The 12,212-nt window shown below is 52.3% G+C and carries 13 protein-coding genes; 9 read left to right on the top strand and 4 right to left on the bottom strand.

The features are described from left to right. The first annotated feature begins 63 nt into the window (after positions 1–63). Positions 64–771, top strand: coding sequence for a class I SAM-dependent methyltransferase (locus ACN0YH_RS13090; protein ID WP_417380012.1), 708 nt, complete (start codon positions 64–66; stop codon positions 769–771). Positions 772–775: 4 nt separating this feature from the next. Here the strand turns inward: ACN0YH_RS13090 and ACN0YH_RS13085 are convergent, their stop codons facing one another. Then, complete coding sequence (locus ACN0YH_RS13085; protein ID WP_417380011.1) at positions 776–1,549, bottom strand: SDR family NAD(P)-dependent oxidoreductase; 774 nt, start codon at positions 1,547–1,549, stop codon at positions 776–778. A 167-nt stretch (positions 1,550–1,716) separates the two neighbouring features. Between ACN0YH_RS13085 and ACN0YH_RS13080 the strand changes: the two genes are divergently transcribed. Continuing rightward, positions 1,717–2,235 (top strand): SRPBCC family protein, encoded by a 519-nt coding sequence (locus tag ACN0YH_RS13080; RefSeq protein ID WP_417380010.1) that lies wholly within the window; start codon positions 1,717–1,719, stop codon positions 2,233–2,235. Here the strand turns inward: ACN0YH_RS13080 and ACN0YH_RS13075 are convergent. The 3 genes from ACN0YH_RS13075 to ACN0YH_RS13065 are packed head-to-tail and all read right to left on the bottom strand — an operon-like array spanning position 2,232 to position 4,588. Then, the gene (locus ACN0YH_RS13075; protein WP_417380009.1) at positions 2,232–3,320 is read right to left on the bottom strand and encodes a DUF1559 domain-containing protein; all 1,089 of its coding nucleotides are present in this window, start codon (positions 3,318–3,320) and stop codon (positions 2,232–2,234) included. The two genes, ACN0YH_RS13080 and ACN0YH_RS13075, sit on opposite strands and share 4 nt — an antisense overlap. Then, on the bottom strand, positions 3,304–3,894 hold the full coding sequence (locus tag ACN0YH_RS13070; protein ID WP_417380008.1) for a DUF1559 domain-containing protein: 591 nt from the start codon (positions 3,892–3,894) through the stop codon (positions 3,304–3,306). The genes ACN0YH_RS13075 and ACN0YH_RS13070 overlap by 17 nt, the downstream gene beginning before the upstream one ends. Further along, a complete protein-coding gene (locus ACN0YH_RS13065; RefSeq protein WP_417380007.1) occupies positions 3,884–4,588 on the bottom strand; it encodes a hypothetical protein in 705 nt (234 codons plus the stop codon). Before ACN0YH_RS13065 ends, ACN0YH_RS13070 begins: the two co-directional genes overlap by 11 nt. A gap of 369 nt (positions 4,589–4,957) precedes the next feature. Between ACN0YH_RS13065 and ACN0YH_RS13060 the strand changes: the two genes are divergently transcribed. From ACN0YH_RS13060 to ACN0YH_RS13030, 7 genes are all read left to right on the top strand, one after another. Beyond that, positions 4,958–6,307 (top strand): FG-GAP repeat domain-containing protein, encoded by a 1,350-nt coding sequence (locus tag ACN0YH_RS13060; protein ID WP_417380006.1) that lies wholly within the window; start codon positions 4,958–4,960, stop codon positions 6,305–6,307. Next, positions 6,304–7,686, top strand: a complete 1,383-nt coding sequence (locus tag ACN0YH_RS13055; RefSeq protein WP_417380005.1) for a hypothetical protein — start codon at positions 6,304–6,306, stop codon at positions 7,684–7,686. Before ACN0YH_RS13060 ends, ACN0YH_RS13055 begins: the two co-directional genes overlap by 4 nt. 251 nt (positions 7,687–7,937) lie before the next feature. Beyond that, complete coding sequence (locus ACN0YH_RS13050) at positions 7,938–8,873, top strand: DUF1559 domain-containing protein (protein WP_417380004.1); 936 nt, start codon at positions 7,938–7,940, stop codon at positions 8,871–8,873. A 253-nt stretch (positions 8,874–9,126) separates the two neighbouring features. Next, positions 9,127–9,537 (top strand): carboxypeptidase regulatory-like domain-containing protein, encoded by a 411-nt coding sequence (locus tag ACN0YH_RS13045; protein WP_417380003.1) that lies wholly within the window; start codon positions 9,127–9,129, stop codon positions 9,535–9,537. Between the two features lie 287 nt (positions 9,538–9,824). Continuing rightward, on the top strand, positions 9,825–10,193 hold the full coding sequence (locus tag ACN0YH_RS13040) for a hypothetical protein (protein WP_417380002.1): 369 nt from the start codon (positions 9,825–9,827) through the stop codon (positions 10,191–10,193). Between the two features lie 79 nt (positions 10,194–10,272). Then, positions 10,273–11,271 carry a DUF1559 domain-containing protein gene (locus ACN0YH_RS13035; protein ID WP_417380001.1) on the top strand — a complete coding sequence of 333 codons (999 nt, stop codon included), beginning with the start codon at positions 10,273–10,275 and terminating at the stop codon, positions 11,269–11,271. A gap of 65 nt (positions 11,272–11,336) precedes the next feature. Continuing rightward, positions 11,337–12,137 (top strand): DUF4198 domain-containing protein, encoded by an 801-nt coding sequence (locus ACN0YH_RS13030; protein ID WP_417380000.1) that lies wholly within the window; start codon positions 11,337–11,339, stop codon positions 12,135–12,137. Positions 12,138–12,212 lie beyond the last annotated feature (75 nt).

The raw sequence follows: 12,212 nt of genomic DNA, 5'->3' as shown, positions 1-12,212 counted from the left end.
ATCCATTTTAATCAGATCAGTTTTACTACCAATAGAGAAACTGGCTGACAGATGAGAGACGAAATGAAACACCCTCTCCTGACGAACTCAGAACTGGAATGGTCGGACGTGGCAGCGAACTGTCGCATGAATCGCGAGCGGGAAATCACAGGAACGAACAGTTATACCGCTGACCTGAAACTCAACCCGCTCGATTTCTTAATGGCGCGGGTCGAGACACACTCCAACGTCCGCTGGCTTGACTTGTGCTGTGGATCAGGGCGAGCTCTGATTCAGGCAGATCAATATTTTCGCGCACAACAGCAGTCTATTCAGATCCGGGGTATTGATCTTGTTGATCTGTTTCAACCTGTCATCGACACGACAGCTACCCTGCAACTGGAAACAGCATCTCTGCATGACTGGACCACCATACTAAAATACGATCTGATTACCTGCGTGCATGGACTGCACTATGTCGGTGATAAACTGCAGTTGATTGCTGAAGCGGCCAGCTGGTTGAAAGCCGATGGAACGTTGATCGCTCATCTTGATCTGCACAATCTACAGAGTAGTTCATGTAATTGGAGTGCCCGTGAAAAACGCGAATTTCTGCAGCGATCTCACCTGGAATACAATACGCTTCGGCACATACTGACCTGCCGAGGTCATCAAAAGCTTCATTTCCCCTGTCGTTATCTCGGGGCCTCTGACCAGGCGGGGCCTAATTTCACCGGACAGCCAGCTGTCAATTCGGTATATGAATTACTGGATGATTCAGGCATGAAATAAACACTCAACCGCTTTTCTGTCGAGTGCGGGGAATCACCGTTGCCAGGCCGCCATCGACGCCGAACACCTGACCGGTGACCCAGTCATTGGCAGGCTGCAGCAACCATTCGATCATTGAGGCCACCTGTTCGGGCTCACCCAGTCGATTCAAAGCGTGCATGCTGCTGGATACAGACTCGGCAGCTTCGGACTCCCAGAGATGCCGGGTCATGTTCGATTTCACCAGGCCGGGGGCCACTGCGTTCACGCGAATCCCCCGTCCTGCGTAAGAAGCAGCCGACGAGAGCGTCAGGCCGATCACCCCTGCTTTGGCAGCCGCGATCGCTTCGTGATTGGCCAGCCCGACACGCGCCGCAGCAGATGAGATCAAAACCACCGAGCCTCCTTGTCTGCCCATCACCTTGGCGGCACTGCGAACCGTCTCAAAAGCAGAGGTTAGATTGACGGCAAGCACCTCGGCCCATTCTTCATCTGAAGTCAGGTGAGCCGGCTTTAACAATACCGACCCGATGCAGTTCACGACCCCATCAATGTGGTCGAAAGTCTCACGGGCAGACTGAATGGTACGTTCAATGGAGCCCGGCTCAAGAACATCCAGACTCAGTGAGGGTGCAGCCAGTTCATCAGACAAATCCCGCAGCACCTGTGGATTACGACCTGCCAGAAACACCTCATGACCTGCCGCATTGAGGCGACGACTCAGTGACGAACCGACTGCACCGGTCGCGCCCAGGATAACCAGTGTTTGTGATTTCGATTCTGCAGCAGTGGTATTCATCTTACTTCTACCCATCCGTATTTCTGAAACTCTCTGAAAACGTCATTCCCATTTCGCATGTTGTGACCATAATCATCCGGAATCATTTAGATCAGTCTTTGAAAGTTCATAGTCAACAGCACTCCCATTTCAACTACGACTTTTGAAATTCGATGGAAGAGAAACACATGTCAATGACTTCCCGGCAGGAAGAAGCTATCCGGATTGAACGCATGCCTGATGGCATTTATCACCTGCAGACTGAAACCGTAATCCCGTATTCCCTCAATGAAGTCTTCGCATTTTTTGCGGAACCGGAAAATCTGGAAGCACTGACCCCACCCTGGCTGAACTTTGAGATCACGACACCGGCTCCCATCAAAATGCGTGAAGGCACACTCATTGATTACCGACTCAAGCTACATGGTATTCCCGTTAAATGGCAAACGGAAATCAGCGAATGGGAACCCCCTTGCCGGTTTGTTGATCGGCAGTTGAAAGGCCCGTATCGACTCTGGCGGCACGAACACACCTTCACAGAGCATGAAGCAGGCACTCAGGTCACAGACGATGTCCGCTATGCCGTTTTAGGAGGCGCACTGGTCAATCGGCTGTTCGTACAAAAAGATGTCGCACGCATCTTTCGCTATCGCCGGGAACAACTGCGTAAGTTCAAACCGGCATCCAGTGAAAGAACAGCCAACTAAAACTCACCCACCGGTTCGCCGCCGTTGGGTGTGCTGAGGGCTTTCAATACACCCGGGTCGATGTCTTCGGAAAGAAAGCGCACCGAGCCATCCCCCAGTAATACGTGGGTTCCGCCTTTAAACTTACTGCCGAAGCCGCGCGGACTGCGATTGATGCCCTCCGTCGGATCGCGAAAGTTGGTGGGATCGCCCCAGGCTTTGATACCCGATCTGACTTCGCCAGCCAGAATCGTATTGGAACTGCCATCTTTTATGTTACGTAAATCCATGCCCGAGTTCGCGGATAAGACACGACTGTTGGCAGCATAGTGCGCGGGTTTGTATCCTGCCGCATCCCCCTCTTCTTCGGTAAAATCATAAGGCATCCCCGGGCTTTGCAGCAGTATGAAATTGGTTTCGAACGTCTCTCTGTTATCGGCGGCCGTCCAGGGCTGATCGAAGTCAATCTGCTCATACAGAGTATTCTGATCCAGATAAGGTAACAGTTGCGTGACCCAACTGTGCTGCGGCTGCCCTGTTTTGTCGAAGGTTCCTCCAACGGGAAACTGGCGATACATATCATGATAGTTGTGCAGCGCCAGCCCAATCTGTTTGAGATTGTGTTTGGAGGTTGACCGCCGGGCGGCCTGGGGTTCGCCTCGCATGTGTATATCTTCAAAGATTTTGTCTTCAGTCGTTGCCATCCAGTACAGTTGATGTGTCACGCTGATCACACAGATGCCACTAACCGCCAGCAGCAGAAACATGGTCACCAGGGAAAGACTCCAGCGTTTCTGCCAGGGTATGACTTCCGCAGGTTCAGTAGAGGACCTGCTTTGGATACGGCGACAATAGAGATGAAATCCGAAGGTAAACAGCAACAGCGTGGACAGAAACATGAGTGTCAGGGAAGGTGAAATTGTCAGGCGCGAGATTGTCCGTACAAGATAAGACGCCCAGCCCACGCACAACAGAAACACAATGCGAATCGGAAAGATCAATTCCATGACTATCAAAACGAGCGACAGCTGTAGAACAGGCACACTGATCGCAATCCAGAAGTGAAAGCCATGTACCTCTTCATTCTTTTCATCGGTTTCCATCATTGATTCCTGTGTGTTTCCCGGCGCTGTTGAAGTAACCTCCACCCGGCAGGACCTGCGTTGCCTCTTGATAATTGTAGAGTGCCAGACCAAACTGCTTGAGATTGTTCTTCGATTTACTGCGTTTCGATATAGCTGGAATATTGTGATCCACTAATTTTTCACTGGCTGCCAGCCAGAGCCCCTGATGTGCCAATCCCACCACGGCAAAGCCGCCAGTAAAGGAGATCACCAGGAAGACAACCAAAGCGAACGTCCAGCGCCACTTCCACTGGTTCGAAGTTGCCATGGAATTTTGTTGTTGCAGACGCCGCCAGAGAACGCGGCCCAGCAGTTGAGTCAGCAACACCATGATGGCAACGACGACCAGGGCTGTCACCAGACCGGAAACGGACATCGTGATTTGTGGGATGACCCGTCGTAAAAAAAGAATCCAGCCCGCGACGAGATAAAACAGACTTTGCACGGGATACAGGATTCTGGAATCGATCAGATAAATTATAATGCTGATACCACTGACAAACAAAACGAGATAGCTAATCCTGCGTTTTTTCGGTTCTGCTGCTTCATTTTCCATCAAGCGTCTCCCGTGCTGCTTTGAGGGACACCTGTTTGATCGCGCCGTCGGTAAACAGGATCAGCTGCTGATCATCTCCATAGACCGCCTGTTCAAACGCGAGAGGCCGGATCTTATCGCTCTGCTTTTCGCCGGGCACATAACCATACCGGGTATTCAAGTCACGGGGCTGAATCCAGAATTCGTCAGCGAATGAAGCATCTTCCACTTTCGCAGGGTAGTTGCCGTCGTGAGTCGCCACATGCATGAACAGGGCCGATCGCAGTTCGGCCAGTTTCGAGCGACGCTCTTTGAGCAGCGCTTCTGCGGCCGCCTGGGTTTCCTGTTCCGACTCACTGTCTGTCAGCCGGTAGGTGCGGCCATCCTTTTCCCAGGCACCGGGCGTCAGCAGCTCCCGTGCACCGGAGATCATCGTCAGCACAAACAGGAACATCAGTCCCCACAGAAACGTCCCCGCGAGTGCTGCCTTATAAGAAATCACTGGCAGTTTCGGGAAATCACGGGCCAGCATGTTCCAGAGTTTTTTCAACCCCCAGGCACTCAGCAGAAACAGCAACAGAAAAAATGAGATCGACTGCAGTCGCAACTGCGCGATTTCCGTCAGGTCAAGTGACGCACTCGGCATACCCGACTCGGCAACACTGCTCAACAGGCAGAGCATCAACGGGCACATCAGAATAATTCGAACCGGCATGGCGAACGACTCCGCAGAAGTGAAAACTGACAGGACCTCTCTTTAATAATACACAAGTCCACTCGATACGCGAGTTTATTCTGTACTGCGCCAGCACGATTTCCACACAAGTTTAAGACGCAGATGCAGCGGGAGCGTTCTGCCGGTAGTTGACACGATTTCCAGCGAGTTATACGATTGAAATCAAGACCTCTCTCCTGCTCTCCAGAGTGTGTCTTTAGTCAAAGCGCTGTGTGGGTCGAGTGTAGGCTGCGGAAGTCGCGCTGAACTGCGCGAAACCGGAACACTGTGTGTTTCATTGAAACCGTTGTCCTGCCTGATTGAACGTCTATTTTGATTTTTGCCCACCACAGGGAGTGCCTGCCTGCGATGTCTTCAGCCGAAAGTCTTCAATCTACTGATCCCGCCTCCTCCGGAACATCGTGGCTTACGATTGTGTTACTGGTGGCGGTAATTCTGCTGCCGCTGGCCACCTGGTTCTTGCTGCCATTCATTCCGACCCTCGGGCGTTTACCCAAACTCTATTCAGGAGGCACCTCTTACCCGGCTTCGCAGCTGCGGTTCGAGCGCCAGGGTGTACTGCAGACCGGAGTGGAACTGCCGCTGATTACCAACGTACAGATTCTGGATTTCGATGGCGATGGCAAGAACGACATCCTCTACTGTGACGCCGGGAATAACCGGGTCGTGCTGCGTCAACTTGCCAGTGATGGCAGCACCAGTGATCAGACGCTGATCGCGGATGTGGCGGCACCGGCGCATGCAACGCCTGTCGATATAGACAACGACGGCGATCTGGATATCGTGGTTTCCGTGCTGGGAAATATACAACCAGACGATGGGGTCGTCGGTCGGGTCGAACTGTATGAGCAGACGCCCACAGGTTTCGTGAGGCATGTGATCCTGGATGATGTGCGACGCGTGGCGGACGTGCAACCGGGCGACTTCGATGGGGACGGCGATCTGGATCTGGCGGTCGCCGTGTTTGGATATAATCGGGGTGAAGTCCTCTGGCTGGAAAATCGGGGCGAGTTTCGGTTCCTGGATCATCACCTGTATAATGCACCCGGTGCGATTCATGTTCCGGTGGCTGACTATGACGGGGACGGGGATCTGGATATCGCCACGATCATTTCCCAGGAAGAAGAAGAACTGATTGCTTTTGAAAATCTGGGAGGGGGCAAGTTCAAGACGCGGTCGCTGTGGCTGACACCCAATATGGATCTGGGAAGTGCCGGCCTGATTCACGCTGACCTGGATCAGGATGGCGACGAAGATCTCATCCTGCCCGCGGGCGATAACCTGGAAGACTTCGACGCCTACCCGCAGCCTTATCATGGTTGCCTGTGGTTTGAGAACATCGGTGACTGGAAATTCGCAGAACAGCGGATTTCAGATCTGGGGGGCACCTATGCCGCTGCGGTTGCCGATATGGACGGTGACCGTGATCTGGACGTTGTACTGGCGAGCATGACCAATGACTGGTACTCGCCCGAGCATGCCAGCCTGGTCTGGCTGGAGAATGATGGTCAGCAGAACTTCAAAACCTGGCAGATCGACAACCAGCCGATTCATCTGGTAACCGTCGCGGTGGGAGATTTGAACCAGGATGGTTTGCCGGACATCGCCGCCGGTTCGCTCAACATGCGGAAACCCTTTGATCGCATTCAGGCAGTCCCGTTCTGGATTCAACAAGCGAAGAAAGGAGCACCACAATGATCGTGCGTGCAATTACCGTGATTCTGGTGATAGAGCTATTCGCGTGTGGCTACCTGTTCGTACAACGGGCGACTCGCCCTGTGCCGGTTCTGCCTGAAAAAACATTGATGAACCCGCTGTTTGCAGAGGACCTCCAACCACTCGTGCAGCAGGTGACGCAGACCAACAATGCCTTCGACTGGATGCGCCTGGGTGAAGCGCTGTTGGGACAGGGATATTACAGTCATGCAGAACTCTGTTTTCGACAGGTTGCAGACCTGATACCTGACAGCAGGCTGGCAGAGAGCCGCATCGCCTATTGCCTGGAGCGGACTGGACGGACAGAACAAAGCAGTGCCATCTACGAGGATCTTAATGCCAGTTCCATCAATTCGCGTGAAGCAAAACGAGAACAGATGCAGGCACTGTATGAAATTGGCAGGAATGCGCTCCGCGAAGAGAATATTGCAGAAGCAGAGCAACTGTTTCGCCGGAACCTGGGCTTTCTCCCGGCCCGCTATCAACTGGCCAAACTGTTGATTAGAACCAATCGAGCGGACGAAGCGTTGCCTCTGATTACTGAATCGCTGCAGCAGGTGCCACGGTCATTGAAATTTCTGGAACTTCAAATGCGTGCCTTTCAGCAGATCGGTGATCTGAAACAGACTGAGCAGACCGCTCAGTTGCTGGAACGCGCACAGCATTCGGTTCCCCTGCATCCGGGTTCGAATTTCATTGAACCATTCCGGCTGAACTATGGTATCGACCGACGCGTGGAAGAATTCAACACTCAAATAGGGAAAGCTTCGCTGCCGGAATTAGAGACGAAACTGGTTGAACTGATCGACTTGCTGGAAGGATACCCGTCAACGCATCGCCAGATCTTTCTGATGCGACTACTGGAAGTGCAACATCAGCAGAAACAGCCTCGCAAAATGCGGGAAACAGTCCGGAAGCTAAACAATCTGGGGATCAATAACGCGGACACATTGATGTATCAGGCAGAAGCGACCGGGATCGAGGGCGACTGGAATCAGGCAGCAGTTCTGGGACAGCGTGCCGGTTCGATGTCGAAAGCAGCGGACCTGCATCAGCGACTGGCAGACATAATACAGCAGGCCGGGAGTACAGAGGAAAGCCAAAAGGAACAGGCACTCACCTACCGTCTGGAAGCGATGGAATATTATCGCGCTGACCAATTGGCAGCAGCCCTCAGCAAGATAGAACTTGCGATTAAAATCAACCCTGCCGACCCCCAGAACTGGTACAATCGCGGTCTGATTCACGAAGCTCGTGAGGAGGCAGAAGCCTCCGTTTCTGACTTTCAGGAATGTATCAAACGAGATCCCCTGCATGGCCGAGCCCGCCAGAAATTGACTTTTGCTCAGCCTGCTTCCTGACGCCTCACCTGTTGTCATATAAGCCATTCTTGTTCTTCACTTCGTCATTTTGACGACGTATGTCCATAATAACACTGTCTTTGCACTATCTGATTACTCTGAATTTTCATATTCCCAACGAAATGAAATCATATCTTAACTTTATTATTGAAAGTTTGTTTTTTTATTCGATACTATTAGTTTCTAAGAAGCGTTCGTGGATCCTTTTATTAAGAATATTTCCTTTTAAATCATTATAGGATGACGTAAAGATGAAGATGACCAGGCGCAATAATGGAATAAATCTGTTTCGAGGTTTTACCTTAATTGAACTTCTGGTGGTGATTGCCATCATCGCGATTCTGATCGCATTACTGCTACCCGCAGTCCAGCAGGCCCGGGAAGCAGCCCGACGCAGTACCTGCAAAAACAGCTTGAAACAAATTGGGGTGGCTTTTCATAACTACCACGATACGGCCCGGGCCTTCCCTCCCGGCTGGATTGACGGCGATCAGACCCTGGCTGATGCCTCTGAAGCCGCCAACAAAAACGGACTGGGCTGGGCGACTATGATCCTGCCTTATATTGATCAGGCACCACTCTATAATCAGATTGGTACGGAAACCAACAGCTTCACCATGAACTGGCACATTGGTTATACGGGAACAACTTCCATTCCCTCAGCCAAGACCATCATTCCAATTTTCAACTGCCCTTCCGATCCCATGGGTGGCATTAATACGGATAAGGGGAGCTTTGGGAAATCGAACTACGCCACCGAACGCCTCGTGCTGGGTGTTAACAAAGCGCTGAGAATGCGTGATATTACCGATGGAACCACCAACACAATTCTGGTGGGCGAAGTGCGCACAGGGGATGAAAGCGGAACGACTGGAAGTTGTGGCGGTTCACCCTGTGATGAATTCACTGGCAAACTGTGGATCGGTGCCCGCACCGCTTCCTGGGGCTGGGAACGTGGTCTGCAGGCAGAAGACGTCTACTTCATTGGCTACAATGTTCCTGATGACTTCATCAATGGAGGTGCCCGCACCGTTGCTGACCGTTTCGCACTTTCCAGTATGCATGTGGGCGGAGTTCATGTGCTGCTCGCAGATGGTTCGGTCCGCTTTCTTTCTGAAAACATCGACGTCAACACATACAAATGGTTGAATGATGAAAACGACGGAAAAGTACTCGGCGAGTTCTAAAAAGCAATTTGCGATTTCATGTGATGCGTTCTAGAGCGCATCACATTTAACGATAGCGTCTCTCAATCAAATAGACTCGGGCCAAACAGCCCTGGAGACGCTACAGTAAAACGGGACACAGTCTGGAAACTCACAACAGCGATGAAACAGGTTGTTGTGTGTTTCAGCCCGGAGATTGTCTTTCTGCTGCCATCTAACCTACTCGAGCCAGGCAATCATTTCATTTAAATCAACCATTCAGAGAATTACCAGTATGATGACTAAACGCTGCTGCAAATTATTGTTCTGTCTCACCCTTTCTTTCATATTGACCGCCTGTGGTGGTGCTCCCGATGATCAGCCCAAACTGGCACCCGTCAGTGGTACGATCACAATGGATGGCGCCCCGTTGTCAGGTGCTTTTGTGCGGTTCTATCCCACTTCAGGCCGGGCCTCTGCAGGTAAAACTGACGAGGAAGGTAAATACGAGCTGGTCTTCATCCGGGATGAAAAAGGAGCGATTCTCGGAAAGCATACCGTCAAAATCAGTACGCTCGATGAAGATAATGACCCCTTCGGCAACCAGGGAAGTGAAACGGTACCCGACAAATTTAACAAGAAAACAACACTGGAAGCGACCGTCGTAGAAGGTGATAACACCGTTGATTTCGAACTGACCAAGTAATTTCGATCAATCGAACTCATTGCCAGGCGGAAGGTTGGCCGTCTGGTGTGGATTTTCTGTCGATTTGAGTGGCGTTATCATCGTGATGATCCTTATAATCAGGTAGCTTTAAACGTTTCGGTTCCGCCGGAATGGCCGCTGAGTGCTTTTTTATAGTGACATCATTGATGTTCCCGCCTGTGTTCCCACCACTGAAACAGTTATGCAGCCGGCAGTCTCTGACCTGCCTGGTAACGCTATTCTGTTTTTTCACAACTTCGGTAGGGTTTCCGCTGGAACCTGCAGGAATGCCTCAGGCGGGTTGTCAGTGTGGCCAGGAACTGCAAAGCTCGGGAGGCTGTTGCTGTTCCCGCTCGAAAGCTTCCCGCAAGTGCGAAAGCCAACCGAAATCCTGTTGTGACAAAAAACAGACCAGTTCCTGCTGTACGGGAAAATCAAAACAGGAAACCTCCAAAACAGTCCTGGTTTCGGCCTGTGGTTGTGGTCACGGGCCTGCTGCGGGTTTGCTGGTGAATGACGATCCGCGTCTCCCTGCTCTGCCGAGTCTGATATTGAGCCCGACCCACCTCGAATTCTGCTGTCCGCAGATTTCCAGTATGCTTCCCGAGCAAAGTCTCGCCCCGGAAACTCCCCCTCCGGAATTGTGCCGCCTCTGATTTTTTAAACCAGATGCATTTTGCAGACTGACCTGAGATCAGCCTGCGCACATTTCCATTTATATTCAGGAGTTTCAAAATGAAACCAACTTATGAGTGCTGCGCCAAACGTGCGCGCGGCTTCACCTTGATCGAACTACTCGTGGTGATTGCCATCATCGCCATTCTGATTGCTCTACTGCTGCCTGCTGTTCAACAGGCGCGCGAAGCAGCACGACGGAGCCAGTGTAAAAATAATCTCAAGCAGCTGGGACTGGCGCTGCATAACTATGAGTCAACTCACCGGGTCTTTCCTCCCGGCGGTTTGGGATATCCATATGTCTGGTCAGCTCATGCCCATCTGCTCCCCTTTGTGGATCAGGCGAACCTGCAGAACCAGTTTAATTACGATGTTCCGCCACTCAATGCCTTCAACTCGGGGAGTTTTGACGCGACACAGGTTGGCAATAATGATTCGGCAGCGCGCGTCCGGCTGCCACTGATGGTCTGCCCCAGTGATAAAGATGCCGTCCCCGGCTCAGACTATGCGGGCATCAGCTATCCCGCCTGTGCCGGCTCAGGCTTGAATGGTTCAGCGGCGACCGATGATGGCTCGATCAGTAATGCAGACGGCGTCATCTTTTCGCAGTCCCAGGTCCGGTTCCGCGATGTGACGGACGGAACCAGCAATACCGTCGCATTTGGCGAACAGCTGCTGGGAGACGGGCAGAACACCGCGCCCCCCACCGGTAACTACCGCTTCCGCGTCGTAGAACTCTCTGCAGGAACACAGACGACTCCTGCAGCCTGTACTGCCACTGCTGCACCAGCCTGGTCCGGTCAACGGGGTGCCAAGTGGGTGAATGGCCATCTGGCAGATACGATGTATAACCACTGGTACGGGCCCAACTCTTCAAATCCCGACTGTCAGAACGGCTATCACAACTATGCGCTGGTCAGTGCCCGCAGTGCCCATGTGGGTGGTGTGCAGGTCACGCTGGTGGATGGCAGTTGTCGTTTTGTCGGCGAGAACATCAATACCGATCTCTGGCGTGCGCTGGCGACCCGTGCCGGCGGCGAAGTGATTGGCGAGTATTAAACAGTCTCAGTTCATCCGGGCAGTTCATATGTCTGCCCGGATGACTTTTCTTAGAGGAGTTCAACATGAAAATACTGCTATTCTCTCTGCTGACCGTGGGTCTGTCTGTTACATCAGTTGCTGCCCATGATACGTGGGTGGAAACAAACACGAACCTGATCCGGGCCCGGGACGCGGTTTACATTAACCTGAAGCTGGGAAATCATGGGAATCACCATCGTGATTTTAAGATTGCCAGCAAGATCGACCTTGAGGGCTGCCGCCTGGAAGTGATCGACCCTGCTGCAAAAACTTATGACCTGATCAGCGAACTGACGGATACCGGCTATGCCCCCAAAGAAGGTTACTGGCGAGGCAAGTTCGTGCCTGTAAAGCCAGGCCTGTATACGGTGGCGCATACACTGGACCGCGTCGTCAATCATGGTAAACCGGTCCGGGCGATTAAAAGCGCAAAGACCTGCTTCGTCGTCAGCGCCCGATTGGATCAGACGCCTTTAGAAAATCCGGGCTTTGACCGGGCGCTGGGGCATCCGCTGGAACTGGTCCCCGTGCTGAATCCTGTGACGCCCATGGGTCCGGGCAAACCTCTGAAAGTCCGCGTGGATTTCAAAGGAAAACCCCTGGCAAACACGGTCGTCTCATTCGTTCCCCAAGGTGAAACTCTGAAGGAGGGCTTTGATGAACGGTACGAACGCAAGACCGACGCCGCCGGTCTCGTGTCATTTACGCCGAAGACGGGCAATCAGTATCTGGTGGTTGCCCATCATCTGGCGGAAGACGAATCGTCGGCAGATTACCAGGAGACTGCGTACGCGGCGACATTAACAGTTTTTGTACCGGAAGTCTGCCCCTGTTGTGGTGACTGATGGTGATGCTTTCGTATTGAGGTGCATTCAGTAGACGCGGCGGGAAACAGAATCACTCCCGCCGCGTTTTTTTAT

The sequence above is a fragment of the Gimesia sp. genome (assembly GCF_048262075.1).
In the GTDB taxonomy this organism is placed as follows: Bacteria; Planctomycetota; Planctomycetia; order Planctomycetales; family Planctomycetaceae; genus Gimesia.
The sequence above is the reverse complement of the archived record's forward strand: the minus strand, read 5'-3'. Positions and strand labels throughout refer to the sequence as shown.